This window comes from Pseudonocardia sp. EC080619-01 (assembly GCF_001420995.1).
Taxonomy (GTDB): Bacteria; Actinomycetota; Actinomycetes; order Mycobacteriales; family Pseudonocardiaceae; genus Pseudonocardia.
Genome location: NZ_CP012184.1, coordinates 3,929,193 through 3,944,639, shown reverse-complemented (window position 1 = coordinate 3,944,639; position 15,447 = coordinate 3,929,193). Strand labels below are relative to the sequence as shown.

Sequence of the window (15,447 nt, the reverse complement as noted above, 5' to 3'; positions counted from 1 at the left end):
GACCACTACGAGAGCTGTGTCCGCAAGCGTGGCCCCGGCCGTCGTCGAACCTAGCGTTCCTCTCTGCCACCACAGGAGGAGGAGCGTCGATGCTCATCGTTCTCGGGTCCGCGATGATCGCGGTCTTCATGTACCTGATCCTGTCCAAGCGGCTCGCGCCGATCCTGGCACTGGTACTGGTCCCGCTGACGTTCGCGCTGGTCACCGTCGGCACCGGAGTCGCCGAAGCAGGTGACGAGGGCGTCGTCGACTCGATCATGACGGCGATCTCGGACTTCGCACCGACCGCCGTGCTGCTGTTCTTCGCGATCATCTTCTTCGGCACGATGATCGACGTCGGGCTGTTCGACCCGCTCATCCGGTTCGTGCTGCGCACGGTGAGCAACGACCCCGTCCGGCTGGTCGTGCTCACCGCGGTGCTGGCGGGTGTCGTCTCGCTCGACGGCGACGGTTCGACGACGTTCATCATCACCGTCTCGGCGTTGCTGCCGATCTACCTGCGGCTCGGCCTGAGCCCGGTCGTGCTGACGGTCGTCGCGAACCTGGCGAACGGCGTGCTCAACATCCTGCCCTGGGGTGGTCCGACCGTCCGCGCCGCGACGGTGCTGGGCGTCTCGCCCTCGGAGCTGTTCAACCCGATGGTGCCGGGCATGGTCCTGGGCATCCTCACCGTGCTCGTGCTCGCCTGGTTCCTGGGCCGCTCGGAGCGCAAGCGGCTGCTGGCGTCGGGCCGCACGCTGGACGTCGTGGCCGAGACCATGGCCCCCGCGCGGGAGCCGGCGCTCGCGGGTGTCGGCGGTGGCACGGGAACCGCGCGCCCGGCGTCCGGTGACGGCGCGACCGGCGACGGCGCGACCGGCGGTGACGCGACCGGCGGCACGGGCGACATCCTCGACCCGGACCGGCCGACCCTGCGCCCGAAGCTGATCTGGTTCAACCTCGCCCTGACGGTCGCGCTCCTGGTCCTGCTGGGCATGGACGTGCTGCCGCTGGCGCTGGTGTTCGTCGTGGCCACCGCGATCGCGCTGGTCGTCAACTTCCCGAGGCCCGAGGACCAGCTCAAGGCCGTGACGTCGCACTCCGCGTCGATCGTCGCCGTCGTCGCGATGGTGTTCGCGGCGGCCGTGCTGGTCGGAGTGCTGTCCGGCACCGGCATGGTGACGGCGATGGCGAACGGGATCGTCGCGGCGGTGCCGCCGTCGATCGGCAGCTGGTTCGCGGTGATCACCGGGGTGCTGAGCATGCCGCTGACGTTCTTCCTCACCAACGACGCGTTCTACTTCGGCATCCTGCCGATCCTCACCGAGGCCGCCGGGCACTACGGCATCGAGCCGGTGGAAATGGCCCGCGCGTCGATCATCGGCCAGCCGGTGCACATGACGAGCCCGCTGGTCCCGGCACTGCTGCTGCTCGTGTCGCTGGCGAAGGTGAACCTCGCCGACCACCACCGGAAGGTGATCTGGCGGGCGGCGGTCTGCTCGCTGGTGATGCTGGCGACCGCGCTGGTGCTCGGCGTCGTCCCGGTCGGCTGACCGCGCAGGAGACCACCCCCGCGGCGCGCCCGGACTCAGTCCGTGGCGCGCCGCAGCCGGAACAGGCGCCGGTCCCCCGACGCGCGGAGCGCCCCGAGCGCCTCGTCGGCCTCGAGCTCGAGTTCGGCGTGCCGGGCCGGGTCGGCCCGGTGGTCGGCCCGCGGCCGGGGCTTGCCCGGCTCCTCCGCCGACCACAGCACCTGCAGCGCCGCCTCCCAGCGCAGCTCGTACATCCCGCGGGCGAGGGTCAGGGTGTCGGCGGCCGCGCGCAGCTCCCGTTCGGTGCCGCGCAGCTCGCGGCGCAGCTCGGCGGCCCGTTCCGCGTCCCGCTCCCGCAGGTCGACGACCGCCCCGGCCAGCCGGGACACCACCTCGCGGTAGCGCTCCGGAGCGCTCATCCGCCACCTCCACGGTCGGTCAGGATCACCAGCTGCGGGCGCGAGTGCCGGGCCCGGTCGAGGAACAGCGCCCGCCCCGGCGACGGCATCCAGTCCAGCGGCTGCCCGCCGAGCAGCGGGACGAGGTCGGCGCCCTGCACGCCCGTCGCCACCCACGCACCGAGATCGTCGATCGCGGCCCCGGGCGGCGCGAGGAGCGTCTTGAGCCGCTGCGCGCCCTGCCACCAGCCCAGCACGTGCACGCCGACACCGGGCCCGTGCCGCAGCACGGCCCGCAGGTCCTCGGTCCCGGTCCGGTCCAGCATCGCCTCGGCGACGTCCGCGCCGAAGAGCACCACCGCCAGCGGCGGGTGGACGGTCCCGGCGCCGGTCCGGTCGCGGACGGTCGCCGCGAGCGACCGCACCCGCTCCGCGAACCCGTCCGCGGCGACCTTCTCGACGTCCGCGCGGAGCCGGCCGGCGAGCTCGTCCGCGGCCGGGCCCGCATCGGCGGCCAGCGGGACGAGCACGACCCGGGCGTCGTCGCCGGGCAGGGCGGCGAGGTAGGACTCCACCGCCGCGCACAGCAGCGGGACGGCGGCCCGCGCGTCCGGCCCGATCACCCCGAGGTTGCGTCCCGGGCCGTCGGCGAGCCCGGCCGCGGCGGGGCTGCCGTGCACGTCGACGAACTGCCCGACCAGTGCGCGGGGGACGCCGTCGTCGGGCAGCCGGGCGGCGAGCGCCTCGTGCGCGGGGGCGCGCGCCCCGTCGAAGACGACCGGGTCCGGCTCGTCGGGGAACGTCTCGAACGCGGTGCGCTGCACCTCGCGCAGCAACGGCGCACCGGCCTCGGGCACCCGCACCACCCGGTTGCCGTGCTCGACGCCGGAGTCGTGGTTCACCACCGCGTGCCAGCGGGGGATCTCCAGCGCGGCCTCGTTGTCCTGGGCCAGGATCCGCCGGGCGCGGGGCAGTGCGATCCGCAGCACGAACTGCTCGAAGATCGCCGACCGGCCCCACAGGGCGTCGATCCCGGAGATGTCCTGGCTGGCCAGCACCAGGTGCACGCCCTGCGACCGGCCGCGCCGGGCGACGTCCTCGAGCAGCGCGGTGGCCTCGGCGCTCACCGCGTCGCGCCCGGTGAACAGGAACTGGAACTCGTCGACGACGGCGACGATCCGAGGCAGCCGGGCCTCCGGGCCCGTGATCCCGCGGTCGGCGAGCTCGTCGCGGAGCTCGGAGAGCTTCGTCGCGCCGTGACGCCGCGCCGCCTCGGCCCGGGACCGCATGACCTCGGAGAGGTGGCGCAGCAGCGCCAGCCCGAACTCCCGGTCGGTGTTGATGTTGACGCCGATCAGCCGGGCCTGCGGCAGCCGGTCCGGCCGGTGCCCGTCCGGGTCCGGTGCGAACTGGGTGAAGGAGACGCCCTCCTTGAAGTCGAGCAGGTACAGCTCGACCTCGTCCGGGCCGTAGCGGGCGGCCAGACCGGAGATCCAGGCCAGCAGCAGGTTCGTCTTGCCCGACCCGCTGGGCCCGCCGACCAGGGCGTGCGGCGAGTGGTCGTCGAGGACCAGCTCGGACGGCATCCCGTCGGAGAAGCCGATCTCGGTGACCAGCCCCTGGTGCGAGCGGTCCCGCCCGCGGTCCGGGCCGGCCGGGAGCAGGTCGGCGAACGCACCGAGCCGGCCGCGCCACTCCTCGTGCGCCGCCGCGATCGCCGTACAGATCTTCGTGACGTCGTCGGGGGGCACCGGGGCGTCCGGCTCGACGAGCACGTGCGGGCCGGTCAGCGACGTCCGGACGGGGACGGCGATCGACACGTCGTCGGGATCGGTGCCGGGCGGGTCGCCGAAGTCGACCGCCTCCACCGGGCGGCGCAGCCCGACCGGCACGTCGAGCAGCACGAGCACCACCCCGGCCGCGATCCCGCCGCGGGCGACCCGCTGCAGCTGGCGCAGCTCGGCCTCGGGCAGCTCCCGGCCGTTGCCGACCAGGACCGCGACCATCCACGACTCGGGGCGCGTGCCCGTCTCGCCCGCCAGCTCGGCCAGCGACGAGCAGCCCGCCGCGAGCACCCGGGTCTGCACCCGGCGGATCCGGTCGGCGAGCTGCGACAGCAGCGACTCCAGCCGGGTCGGGTCGTGCACCGTCAACAGGCCGGTGCGGGTCAGCGGATAGAGGCCGGGCAGCGCCCCGGCGAGCTGGCCGACGTCCCACACGTGCACGTTGACGACGCCGGGCCGGTAGTGGCGCAGCAGCCGCAGGACCAGCTGCTCGACCATGGACTCGGCCCGCTCACGGGTCCGCGGAGACGACACGACCTGCAGGTGCGCGCCGTCGAGCAGCGGGACGGCGACCCGGAACGGGGTGCCGCCCTCGACCGAGCCGGTGCCCAGCGCCCACATCTCCGGCACGCCGTCGACGGCCTCGGCGCGGCCCGCGACGGCCTTCCACTCGGACGGGTCGTCACCGGCGGCACCGGGTGCGGCCCCGGCGACGATGTCCGACAGCGCCTGCGGCGAGTCGTCCTGCCAGCCGTCGAAGGCGTGCGCGCGGTCCTCCGCGACCCGGGCGACGACGCCGGCGAGCCGCGGGTTGGCCAGCACCGGCGCGAGCCCCGGGTCGTGCTGGGCGGCGTCGTGCCCGGTCTCCCGCAGCCACAGCTCCGCCATCGCCTCCGCGTGCGCCGCGGCCGCCCGGTCCCGCCGGACCTCGGCGGCACCGAGTGCGGCGGAGGCGGCGGAGTGGAAGCTCTGGAACGCGGTCCGGATCCGTTCGCGGCGGCGGGCCATCGGGGCGGGCGCCGGGCCTCAGAGCCGGGCGGCGACGTCGTCGGCGGACTGCATGGCGACGTGCAGGGCCTGCTCCACCTCGTCGATCTTCTCGGAGGCGGCGGCGAACCGGGCGCGGGCGTCGTCGGCGTCGCCCTGAGCGGTGCCGTAGATGTTCTGGGAGAAGGCCGAGCCTGCCTCCTCGATGGCCTGCCGGGCGTGGCGCAGGGCGCCCAGGCTCTCGGTGGCCTGCTGGTTGGCCCGCCCGATCCCGGCCCGGATCTCGTCGATGTTCGCCATGCCGCCCTCCGTGCGTGCGTACGTGGCGTGCCGGGGTGCCCGGACGCCGCGCAGAATCTATCGGCAGGTGGTCGTCACCATGGTGAGCCGCGCGGTGACCCCGCGCAACGCTCGCCGAACGTGACCGTCACCGCCACGAGCGGCACGAACCGGACAGTCGTGACCCGATCGCGCTGGAATGACGCCCCCGGCTGGCCTAGCGTGCACCCGGTCGGCCGACCCCGGCCGTTCCGACCCCGGCGTCGCGATTCGGAGTGTGACGATGGCCTCCCCCGGTCCGCAGACCGACTTCCTCGAACCGCCGACCGGCGCGAAGAAGATCCGCTCGATCGGTCCGGGCCTCGTCGCCGCCGCGACCGGGGTCGGGGCCGGCGACCTGGTGGCCACGATGGTCGCCGGCGCCAGCTTCGGGACCGTCCTGCTGTGGGCCGCGGTCGTCGGCACGCTGGTCAAGCTCGCCCTCGGCGAGGCCGTCGGGCGCTGGCACCTCGCCTCCGGCGCGACGATGCTCGACGGCTGGCGACGGCTGGGGCGCTGGGCGACGGTCTTCTTCGGCGTCTACATCGTGGTGTGGGGCTTCGTCTACGGCGCGACCGCGATGTCCGCGGTGGGCCTGCCGCTGAACGCGCTGTTCGACGGCCTGTCCGTGCGCTGGTGGGGCATCATCACCGGTCTCGCCGGGCTGGTGCTCGTCTGGTTCCAGCGCTACGCGCTGTTCGAGAAGATCATGACCGTCCTCGTGGCGGTGATGTTCGTGTCCGTCATCGGGATCGCGGTCCTGGTCGGTCCCGATCTCGGTGCGCTGGCGTCCGGCCTCGTCCCGCGACTGCCCGAGGGCTCGACCGTGTACGTGCTCGGCCTCATCGGAGGTGTGGGCGGCACGATCACGATGTCGAGCTACGGCTACTGGCTCTACGCCAAGGGCTGGAAGGGACCGCGCTGGCTGTCGATGATGCGGCTCGACAACGCGGTCGGCTACGTGCTGACCGGGCTGTTCGTGATCGCGATGCTGGTGATCGGCGCGACCATCCTGCTCGGCACCGAGATCACCGAGAGCGACCGCGGGCTGCTGGTGCTCGGCGACCGGCTGGGTGAGCTCTACGGCGAGGGTGTGCGGATCCTCTTCCTCATCGGCTTCCTGTCGGCGTCCGTGACGTCGCTGCTCGGGGTGTGGAACGGCGTCTCGCTGCTGTTCACCGACTGGACGCGGGCGATCCGGCTCCCGCACGGGAAGGCCGCCGCGATCGGCACCGCCGCGGACGGCCCCACCGTCGTGGTGCCGGGCGAGGATCCGGCCGGGGACGACGAGCGCGGAGCGGGCCCGGGGCGCCCCGGTGCCTACGAGGCGGCGGCGGCCGAACGCTCCTGGGCGTTCCGTGGGTACCTGCTCTGGCTGACGATCCCGCCGATGGCACTGTTGTTCCTGGACCGGCCGTTCGCGCTGACCCTGGTCTACGGCGTGCTGGGCTCGTTCTTCATGCCGTTCCTGGCGGTCACCCTGCTCCTGTTGCTGAACACGAAGCTGGTGCCGAAGGAGGGCCGCAACGGCTGGCTCTCCAACGGCGTCCTGGGCATCTCGTCGGTCCTGTTCCTGATCCTGCTGATCACCGACGTCCAGTCCCGGCTGTTCTAGCCCTTCCGCTCACCGGATCCGTCCGCGCGCACCCGATCCGGTGAGCGTCCCCGGGTCCGGTGAGCGTCCCCGGGCGGGCACAGGTCAGGTGACGGTGACGGGGTCGCCGGTGCGGAGGGGACCGCGGATTTCTACGCGGGCGTAGATGCCGGCGCACGGCAGCACGCCGAACCCCTCGACCTCGACCCGGTTCCGCTCGGCCGGGCCGCGCAGGGCCTCCGGGGCGCGCGGACGGTCACCGTGCTCCAGGGTCGGGACCGAGCAGCGCGGCGTCGGCAGGGTCGGGACCAGGGTCACCGCGCCGAGAGTGATCCGGCGGCCGAGCCAGTCGTTCTCCACGAACGCCGGCGTCCCGTCCGGCGTCGCGACGACGACGTTGGGCCGGTAGCGCAGCGCCTCCACCCCGAGCGCGTCGAGGGTCGCGGTGGTGATCAGGTGCACCGGCGAGTGGTCGACGAACCGGCCGCCGGGCGTGCCCTGGGCGATCTCCAGCAGCGGGGCGTCGACGTCGGCGTCGAGGCCGGCGGCCAGCACGTCCTCGGGGTCCGGCCGCTCGACGACGGCGCCGTCGTCCCGGCGGACGCTCATCCGCACCGGGCGGCCGAGCAGCTCGGACAGTGCGTCGCCCGCGTCACCGGCGGGCAGGGTGCGGCCGTCGGGCAGGGTGACCCGCACCGCTGCCCCGGATCCCGCGGAGCGGCACCGCAGCAGTGCCCGCCAGTGCCGGGGCTGCTTCGCCGTCGCCACCCGGCCGTGCTCGGTGTCGAGCAGCGCCAGCGCGCGGTCCCCGACGACGCCGTGCCCGTCGAGGTCCAGCGCACCGAGGTCCTCGCCGAGCATCGACTTCACCGGGTAGCGGTGCAGCGAGAGGACCTTCACGCTCCGCTCCCCAGCAGCTGCTTGCGCTCGAGCCAGTCGGCCGCGACGGTGCGCAGCGCCGGCTTCTCCGGCCCGGCGGCCTCGGTGTTCATCGCCAGCAGCTCCTCGGTGGACAGCGCCGCGGAGATCCTGTCCAGCACCGCGCGGACCTGCGGCGACGCCTTGCGCTCCGCGACGACCGGCACCACGTTCTGCGCGGCGAAGTTCTCCTTCGGGTCCGCGAGCGGGACGAAGTCGTTCTGCGGCAGCGCCGGGTCGGTCGTGAACAGGTTCGCGGCCTGCACGTCGTCGCCCTCGAGCGCCGCGACGGTCAGCGGGCCGCCGGAGTCCAGCGACCGGTACTGACCGAACGCGCAGCCGTAGTTCTTGGCCAGGCCGGGGATGCCGTCCGGCCGGGTCCGGAACTCGGGCCCGCCGCCGAAGGTCATCTGCGGGCAGTGCGGGGCCAGGTCGGCCACCGTGCGCAGGTTCAGCCGGGTCGCGGTCTCCCGGGTGACGACGACGGCGTCCTTGTTCTCCGCCTCCGACATCCGGCCCAGCACCAGCCCGGGCGGCAGGACCCGGCCGAGCTCGGCGTAGACCTCGTCCGGCTCGACCGCGGTCGCCTCCTCGTCCAGGTAGGTCATCAGCGCGCCGGAGTAGTCCGGGATCAGGTCGACCGACCCGTCCTGCAGGGCCGGGAAGTACGCCTCCCGGGACCCGATCGCGACCGGGTCCTCGACCTGCACACCGGCGTCGCGCAGGGCCAGCGCGTACACCTCGGCGAGCAGCTGGGACTCGGTGAAGTTCCCGGAGCCGATCGCCACCACGTCGGGGGCGGTGTCGGAGCCGGCGAGCGGGTCGCCGCCGCACCCGGTCAGCACGAACACGGCGACCGCCAGCAGGGTCACGAGCTTCTTCACGCCGCACTCGCCTCCGTGTCCCGTCCGCCGCGCAGCACGCGCAGCCCCCCGCGGCCGGACGGCGCGGGCGCGGCCGCCCCGGCCCGCAGGCCGGGCGAGACGATCAGCCGTTGCAGCCCGCCCAGCACCAGGTCGGCGACGACCGCGAGCAACGCGACCAGCACCGAACCGCCGATCATCGCGCCGAAGTCGCGCTGCCCGAGGCCGTCGAGGATGAACCGGCCCAGCCCGCCGATGCCGACGTAGGCGGCGACGGTCGCGGTGGACACGACCTGCAGCGTCGCGCTGCGGACCCCGCCGACGATCAGCGGGAGCGCGTTCGGCAGCTCCACCTTCCACAGCACCTCGGGCCCGCGCATGCCGACCCCCCGCGCGGCGTCCACCACGGCGGGATCGACGTTGCGCACACCGGAGTACGCGCCGGCCAGCAGCGGCGGCACGGCCATGATCACCAGCGCGATCAGCGGGCCGAGCAGGCCGAGTCCGACCAGGAGGAACAGCAGTACCAGCAGCCCGAGCGTCGGGAGCGCGCGCAGCGCGTTCGCCAGGCCGACGACGACCACGCCGCCGCGTCCGGTGTGGCCGATCCAGGCGCCCAGGGGCAGTGCGATCGCCATCGCGACCAGCATCGTGAGGGCCGTGTAGCCGAGGTGCTCGGCGAGCCGGACGAGGATCCCCTCGGGTCCCGTCCAGTTCGCGCCGTCGAAGAGCCAGCCGAGGTAGGTCATGCCGCGGCCCCCGTCCGCGCCCGCTCCCACGGTGTGAGGAGCCGGCCGATCAGTACCAGGAGGAGGTCGACCACCAGTGCCAGCAGCAGCACCAGCACGATGCCGGCGATCGTCTGCTGCGGGATCTCCCGCTGGAACCCCTCGGTGAACATCTTGCCGAGCCCGCCGAAACCGATCACCGACCCGACGGTGACCATGCTGATCGTGCTGACCGCCGCGACGCGCAGCCCGGCCACGATCACCGGGACGGCCATCGGCAGCTCGACCGCGAGGAACCGGCGGACCGGCCGGTAGCCCATCGCCGTCGCCGAGTCGACGATCCGCGCCGGGACCGCGGACAGCGCGTCGGCGACGGTGCGGACCAGCAGCGCCAGCACGTAGACCGTCAGCGCGATGACCACGTTCACCGGGTCGAGGATCCGGGTGCCGAGGATCGGCGGCAGGAACACGAACAGCGCCAGCGACGGCAGCGTGTAGAGGAAGCCCGCGGCGTTGAGGGTGAGCGTGCGGCCCCACGAGCGGCGGTTGGCCAGCCACCCCAGCGGGATCGCGAGCAGCAGCCCGACCAGCACCGGGACCAGCGCGAACACGAGGTGCTGGCCGGTCAGCTCGAGCACGAGGTCGGAGTTGCGGAAGACCCAGTCCATCGCCGGGCCCCTACGCGGCGGAGTCGTCGCGGGCCGCGGGCAGCGCCGCCAGCACGTCGTCGGCGGTCACCGACCCGGCGACGCGACCGTCGGCGTCCACCGCGACGCCCTGCCCCGACGGCGACGACAGCGCTGCGTCCAGCGCGCCGCGCAGCGACCCCGACCCGACGGCGTAGAGCGAGCCGCCCGGGACCACCAGGTCCTCGGTGACGACGCCGTCGCCCGCCCTGGCCCAGCCGAGCGGGCGGGCCGTGGTGTCGACGACGAGTGCCCAGCCGTCGTCGGGCAGGGGGTCGCCGACCGAGAGCACCGGCAGCGGCCCGATCGGGATCGCGTCCGAGGTCAGGAAGCCGAGCCCGCGGTAGCCGCGGTCCCGCCCGACGAAGGTGTCGACGAAGTCGTCGACCGGGCGGGAGAGCAGCACACCCGGCTCGTCGTACTGGGCGAGGCGCCCGCCGACCCGGAACACCGCCACGCGGTCGCCGAGCTTGATCGCCTCGTCGATGTCGTGAGTGACGAACACGATCGTCTTGCCGAGCTCGGACTGCAGCCGCAACAGCTCGTCCTGCAGGCTCTCCCGGACCACCGGGTCGACCGCGGAGAACGGCTCGTCCATCAGCAGCACCGGCGGGTCCGCGGCGAGCGCGCGCGCCACACCGACGCGCTGCTGCTGGCCGCCGGACAGCTGCGCCGGATAGCGGCGCGCCATCGCGGTGTCGAGGCCGACGGTCTCCATCAGCTCCATCGCCCGGTCCCGTGCGGCCTTGCGGCCGTTGCCGAGCAGCATCGGCACGGTGGCGATGTTGTCGACGACGGTGCGGTGCGGGAACAGCCCGGCCTGCTGGATCACGTAGCCGATGCCCCGGCGCAGCTCGGCGGGGTCCGCGGACAGGACGTCCTGACCGTCCACCCGCAACTCGCCCGAGCTCGGCTCGACCATCCTGTTGATCATGCGGAGAGAGGTCGTCTTCCCGCAGCCGGACGGACCCACGAACACCGTGATCCGTCCCTGCTCCGCGACGAGGTCGAGCTCGTCGACCGCGACCGTCCCGTCCGGGAAGCGTTTCGTGACGCCCCGGAACTCGATCATCGCCGGTTCCCCCTGCCCTCGGCGTGCGGCCGAGGGGCCGCATGGTCGGAGAACACTAACCCGGTCGTGGACGACCGGCGACCCGGCCGGCCGCCGTGCGGGCACGTGTCCGGACCGGACGGCTCCGGGCCGGCCGGTCCGGTCACCAGGCGCCGGGGGTGCCTCCGGGCGGCGTCGCGGTCGTCGCCGGGGTGGGGAGGCCGCCGCCGCGCAGCACCCGGTGCAGGTCGTCCGGCCGCAGGGAGCGGGCGAACAACCAGCCCTGGAACGCGTTGACCCCGAGCCCGCGCAGCACGTGGAACTGCTCGGCGGTCTCCACGCCCTCCGCGACGGTGGCACGGCCCATCGCCCGGGCGACCTCGACCACCGCCCGGGCCAGGGCGAAGTCCGCCGGGTCGGTGCCGACCCCGGTGACGAACGCGCGGTCCACCTTCACCGTCTGCGCCGGGAGCTCCTTGAGCCGGGCCAGCGACGAGTAGCCGGTGCCGAAGTCGTCGACGGCGAACCGGACCCCGCGCCGGACGAGCTCGCTCATCGCGTCCAGCGCCGGGCGCGGCAGCGCGACCAGGCTGGTCTCGACGAGCTCGAGCACCAGCTGGTCCCAGCCCAGCCCGGCACCGTCGACGATCGCGCTGACCTCCTCCAGGAAGTCCGGGTCGGCCGGCAGCAGGCCGGCCAGGTTGACCGCGACGGCGATCGACCGGCCGTGCCGCGGCCAGGTCGCCGCCTCGGCGGCCGCCGTCCGCAGCACCCACAGGTCGAGATCCCGCTGCAGACCACCCCGCTGGGCGACCGGCAGGAACTCGCCCGGGGAGACCTCGCCGTGCACCGGGTGCGACCAGCGCAGCAGCGCCTCGGCGGAGAGCACGGTGCCGTCCGGGCCGACGACCGGCTGGTACTCCAGGCGCAGCTCGTCGGACTCGATCGCGGCGCGCAGCTCCGCCTCCAGCTCCAGCTGACGCTGGGCGGGACCGACGGTGCCGCGGTCCGCGACCACGACGGTGCCACGGCCGCGCTTCTTGGCCTGCTGCACGGCGACCTCGGCCGAGCGGAGCAGGTCGTCGCCCCGCGGGGCACGTGGCCCCTCGGGCACGGCGTCGCGGGTCGCGACACCGACCGAGGCGCTCAGCGTCACCGGGCGCCCGGCCACGGTGACGGAGCCGCGGAGCAGGTCGGCGACCGTGCCGGCCAGCGTGGCCGCGCCGCCGACGTCGTCGGTGTCCGCGCAGACGACGGCGAACTCGTCCGCGGACAGCCGGGCCGCGGTGCACAGCGGCGGCAGCTCGCGCTGCAGCCTGCCCGCCAGCTCGGTGAGCAGGGTGTCGCCGGCGTCGTGACCGAGGCCGGTGTTGACCCGGGCGAAGTCGTCGACGTCCCCGCAGACGACCGCGACCCGGTCGGCGCCCGGCCCGGACAGGAGGCGGTCGGCCAGCTCGAGCAGCCCGGCACGGTTGGGCAGCCGGGTGAGCGGGTCGACGGTGTTCGCCTCGCGGAGCACGTCCGCGGCGCGCCGGCGCTCGCCGACGTCGGTGACGACGAGCAGCCAGAACGGGCGGCCGTCGTCGGACGGGGCGGCGTTGACGACGACCTCGCAGTCGACCCGGGTGCCGTCAGCCCGCAGCAGCGGCAGCGACTCGATCCGGTACGTCGGCTCGGGGTGCGAGGGGTCGCGCAGCCAGTCCGGCAGGCCGCCGCGGTCGCCGCGCTGCGGCTCCGCGGACAGCGCCCGCGCCGGGACACCGCGCAGGGTCTCCAGGTCGGCGTCGAGCAGCCGGCACAGCGCGGGGTTGGCGTCGACGATCCGGCCGCGGCCGTCGAGCATCGCGACGCCGGTGGTGATCGTGGCGACCAGGTCGGCGAACCGCTGCCCGGAGCGCTGCGCGCGGGACTCGGCACGGCGGCGGTCGGAGACGTCCTGCACGGTCCCGATCAGCCGCAGCGGCGCGCCGCCGGGGGTGCGGTCGATCCGGGTGCGGCAGGACAGCACCGCGCCGCCCTCCGGCCGGATCTCCGACGAGTGCGAGGCGTGCGCCGCCGACGACGACTCCTCCGGGCCGCGGCGCAGCATCCGGCAGACCCGCTCGACCTGCTCGCCCTCGATCGGGCCGTCCGGGCCGTCCGGGCGGACGCCCAGCACCCGGTAGAGCTCGACCAGGCCCTCGCTGCGGGTCAGCGTCCCGGCCTGCAGGTCGAAGGTCCAGGTGCCGGAGCGGGTGGCCCGCTCCAGGTCCAGAGCGGGGGCCTCGTCGGACGCCGCGGGCGCCGCGTCCGGGAACGCGGTGAGCAGCACGACGGTGTGGTCCCCCGGGTGCGGCCAGCGGACGACCTTCACCCGGGCCAGCCGGCGGTCGGCGCGGACCAGCCGGGCGTCGGAGTCGGGGCCGACGAGCAGCTGCGGGAGCTTCATGCCCGTCGGGTCGGCCGACCCCGCGAGCCTGCGGAGCGCGGCGTTGGTGTGGAGCACGGTGCCTGCGGCGTCGCAGAGCAGGGCGGGCGAGGGCGGGAGCGCCGGGAGCTGCGGGAGTTCGTCGGCCGCCGGGCGCGGCGTCGGCGACGGCGCACGGTCGGCCCGGGCCTCGGGTGCGCCGGGCACCGGGGCGGCACCGGTCATCGGGGCAGCACCGTCGAACACGTCCGCGGCGTTCCCGGCGGTGGGCGCATACAGCGCCTCCGCGAGCGGCTCGCCCTCGGCGGGACGCGGCGACGGCGACGGCCGCGGCCGTGACGCCGCGGTGCCTCCGGGCCCGGCGAACGCCCGGGCGAGGTCACCGGCGATACCGGTGGGCCGGTCCACGTCGCGGCGTGGGTCCCCGGCAGCACCGCCCATCGACTCGTCGTCGTACACGCCACGGGGCGTACCCCCCGGACGGTGTCCCGTCCGTGGATCCAGCTCGGCCACGCCCGCCTCCGTTCTGCTCGGCAGCTCCACCGTGGACAACGAGCCACCGGGCCGGGCGATCCGCCCCCGTAGCCCGATCGAGGCATCCTGCACAGCGGGTAATGGGGCCGTTCGGCGCAATTGCGCTCCTCCGGGCCATATTCACCGTGAGTGGTACGCCCGTCCCTCAGGGTGAAGGGCGTCGGAGGGTCGCCGAACGGCGCACGGAGGCTTGACGCACCGTGCACGACCGCTCACAGCGCAGCGCGCCGTTCGCCGCACCGCCCCGTCGTGCACGGTTGGTAACCGGATCTACCCGGTCGTCGTCACCCGGACGTCGCCCCGCTGTCACCCGCGGCACGGGCGACGGCGGCTGCGACGGCGGGCGCCACGCGCGGGTCGAACGGCCCGGGAACGATCTTCGACGGGCTCAGCTCGTCGGCCACCACGTCCGCGATGGCCCGGGCGGCCGCGACCTTCATCCCGTCGGTGATCCGGCGGGCGTGCACGTCCAGCGCGCCCCGGAAGATCCCGGGGAAGGCCAGCACGTTGTTGATCTGGTTCGGGAAGTCGCTGCGCCCGGTCGCGACGATCGCCGCGTGCCGCGCGGCGACGTCCGGGTGCACCTCGGGGTCCGGGTTGGACAGCGCGAACACCATGCCCTCGGGGGCCATCGTGGCCAGCACCTCCTCCGGCAGCGTCGCGCTGGAGAGGCCGACGAACACGTCCGCCCCGTCCATCGCCTCGGCGATCCCGCCGGTCACGCCACGCGGGTTGGTGACCGCGGCCAGGTCGGCCTTCTCGCCCCCGCGCCCCGCGTCGACGATCCCGCGGGAGTCGAGCAGCACGACGTCCGAGGCACCGGCGGCGAGCAGGATCCGGGCGCACGCGATGCCGGCGGCACCGGCACCGGAGATGACGATCCGCAGGTCGGCGAGCGGGCGGCCCTGCAGCCGGCAGGCGCCGTCGAGCGCCGCGAGCAGGACCACGGCGGTGCCGTGCTGGTCGTCGTGCATGACCGGGCAGTCCAGGGCCTCGACCAGCCGACGCTCCAGCTCGAAGCAGCGCGGGGCCGAGACGTCCTCCAGGTTCACCGCCCCGAAGGTCGGACGCAGCCGCACGAGCGTCTCGACGATCTCGTCGACGTCGGTGGTGTCGAGCACCAGCGGGATCGAGTCCAGGCCGGCGAACGACTTGAACAGCGCCGACTTGCCCTCCATCACCGGCAGCGACGCCCGCGGGCCGATGTCGCCCAGGCCGAGCACCGCGGTGCCGTCGCTCACGACCGCCACCAGCCGGTGCGCCCAGGTGTAGCGGGAGGCGAGCGAGGCGTCGTCGGCGATGGCGCGGCAGACGTCCGCCACACCGGGGGTGTAGGCGATCGACAGGTCCCGGGCGTCGGCCAGCGGCGCGGTCAGCCCGGTCGCGAGCTTCCCGCCCTCGTGCGCGCCGAACACCTCGTCTCGGTGCGGGGCGGCGGTCGGGCGGTCCTGGGCGAGCGTCATCGAGTGACTCCACTGGTCTGGTACGTGAGCGGCGCCGGTCGGGGGCGCCTGCCGTTGCACCGGAGGTCGCGGGTGTCGTCGACCGGATCGCGGTGCCGGACGGCCATCCCGCCTCTCCGGTTCCGGATGCGGATCCGGGGCGGGACACGGCTGTCGGGTACTGGCGCGCAGTCTAACCAGGGCGAGGCCCGGATCCGGGGGTCCG

At 74.5% G+C, this 15,447-nt stretch carries 12 protein-coding genes; 2 read left to right on the top strand and 10 right to left on the bottom strand.

All coding sequences use genetic code 11. From position 1 onward, the window contains the following. Positions 1–89: 89 nt before the first annotated feature. On the top strand, positions 90–1,532 hold the full coding sequence (locus AD017_RS18495) for a CitMHS family transporter (RefSeq protein WP_060574943.1): 1,443 nt from the start codon (positions 90–92) through the stop codon (positions 1,530–1,532). Positions 1,533–1,567: 35 nt separating this feature from the next. Here AD017_RS18495 and AD017_RS18490 read toward each other — a convergent pair whose 3' ends face one another. The 3 genes from AD017_RS18490 to AD017_RS18480 are packed head-to-tail and all read right to left on the bottom strand — an operon-like array spanning position 1,568 to position 4,980. After that, positions 1,568–1,930, bottom strand: a complete 363-nt coding sequence (locus AD017_RS18490) for a hypothetical protein (protein WP_010225837.1) — start codon at positions 1,928–1,930, stop codon at positions 1,568–1,570. Then, entirely contained in the window at positions 1,927–4,701 is a 2,775-nt protein-coding gene (locus AD017_RS18485; protein ID WP_060574942.1) for an FtsK/SpoIIIE domain-containing protein, read from the bottom strand. The genes AD017_RS18490 and AD017_RS18485 overlap by 4 nt, the downstream gene beginning before the upstream one ends. Before the next feature lie 18 nt (positions 4,702–4,719). Continuing rightward, positions 4,720–4,980 carry a hypothetical protein gene (locus AD017_RS18480; protein ID WP_010225833.1) on the bottom strand — a complete coding sequence of 87 codons (261 nt, stop codon included), beginning with the start codon at positions 4,978–4,980 and terminating at the stop codon, positions 4,720–4,722. 262 nt (positions 4,981–5,242) lie between these two features. On the opposite strand from AD017_RS18480, the gene AD017_RS18475 reads away from it, so the two are divergent. Continuing rightward, positions 5,243–6,613 (top strand): Nramp family divalent metal transporter, encoded by a 1,371-nt coding sequence (locus AD017_RS18475; RefSeq protein ID WP_060576464.1) that lies wholly within the window; start codon positions 5,243–5,245, stop codon positions 6,611–6,613. Positions 6,614–6,697: 84 nt separating this feature from the next. On the opposite strand, the gene AD017_RS18470 is transcribed toward AD017_RS18475, so the two are convergent. From AD017_RS18470 to AD017_RS18440, 7 genes are all read right to left on the bottom strand, one after another. Continuing rightward, positions 6,698–7,492, bottom strand: coding sequence for an MOSC domain-containing protein (locus AD017_RS18470; RefSeq protein ID WP_010225829.1), 795 nt, complete (start codon positions 7,490–7,492; stop codon positions 6,698–6,700). Next, positions 7,489–8,394, bottom strand: coding sequence for an ABC transporter substrate-binding protein (locus tag AD017_RS18465; protein ID WP_010225828.1), 906 nt, complete (start codon positions 8,392–8,394; stop codon positions 7,489–7,491). The genes AD017_RS18470 and AD017_RS18465 overlap by 4 nt, the downstream gene beginning before the upstream one ends. After that, entirely contained in the window at positions 8,391–9,122 is a 732-nt protein-coding gene (locus AD017_RS18460) for an ABC transporter permease (RefSeq protein ID WP_060576463.1), read from the bottom strand. Before AD017_RS18460 ends, AD017_RS18465 begins: the two co-directional genes overlap by 4 nt. Next, positions 9,119–9,769: an ABC transporter permease gene (locus AD017_RS18455; protein ID WP_060574941.1), complete on the bottom strand. Its 651-nt coding sequence runs from the start codon at positions 9,767–9,769 to the stop codon at positions 9,119–9,121. The genes AD017_RS18460 and AD017_RS18455 overlap by 4 nt, the downstream gene beginning before the upstream one ends. Positions 9,770–9,779: 10 nt before the next feature. After that, positions 9,780–10,859, bottom strand: coding sequence for an ABC transporter ATP-binding protein (locus AD017_RS18450; protein ID WP_010225822.1), 1,080 nt, complete (start codon positions 10,857–10,859; stop codon positions 9,780–9,782). A 142-nt stretch (positions 10,860–11,001) separates the two neighbouring features. Beyond that, positions 11,002–13,704 (bottom strand): bifunctional diguanylate cyclase/phosphodiesterase, encoded by a 2,703-nt coding sequence (locus AD017_RS18445; RefSeq protein WP_060574940.1) that lies wholly within the window; start codon positions 13,702–13,704, stop codon positions 11,002–11,004. Positions 13,705–14,063: 359 nt separating this feature from the next. Beyond that, positions 14,064–15,242 carry an NADP-dependent malic enzyme gene (locus AD017_RS18440; protein ID WP_010225818.1) on the bottom strand — a complete coding sequence of 393 codons (1,179 nt, stop codon included), beginning with the start codon at positions 15,240–15,242 and terminating at the stop codon, positions 14,064–14,066. Positions 15,243–15,447: the final 205 nt, after the last annotated feature.

Coding starts and splice junctions, on each gene's coding strand:
- AD017_RS18495 (WP_060574943.1), top strand. CDS start 90: ATGCTCATCGTTCTCGGGTCCGCGATGATCGCGGTCTTCATGTACCTG.
- AD017_RS18490 (WP_010225837.1), bottom strand. CDS start 1,930: ATGAGCGCTCCGGAGCGCTACCGCGAGGTGGTGTCCCGGCTGGCCGGG.
- AD017_RS18485 (WP_060574942.1), bottom strand. CDS start 4,701: ATGGCCCGCCGCCGCGAACGGATCCGGACCGCGTTCCAGAGCTTCCAC.
- AD017_RS18480 (WP_010225833.1), bottom strand. CDS start 4,980: ATGGCGAACATCGACGAGATCCGGGCCGGGATCGGGCGGGCCAACCAG.
- AD017_RS18475 (WP_060576464.1), top strand. CDS start 5,243: ATGGCCTCCCCCGGTCCGCAGACCGACTTCCTCGAACCGCCGACCGGC.
- AD017_RS18460 (WP_060576463.1), bottom strand. CDS start 9,122: ATGACCTACCTCGGCTGGCTCTTCGACGGCGCGAACTGGACGGGACCC.
- AD017_RS18455 (WP_060574941.1), bottom strand. CDS start 9,769: ATGGACTGGGTCTTCCGCAACTCCGACCTCGTGCTCGAGCTGACCGGC.
- AD017_RS18450 (WP_010225822.1), bottom strand. CDS start 10,859: ATGATCGAGTTCCGGGGCGTCACGAAACGCTTCCCGGACGGGACGGTC.
- AD017_RS18440 (WP_010225818.1), bottom strand. CDS start 15,242: ATGACGCTCGCCCAGGACCGCCCGACCGCCGCCCCGCACCGAGACGAG.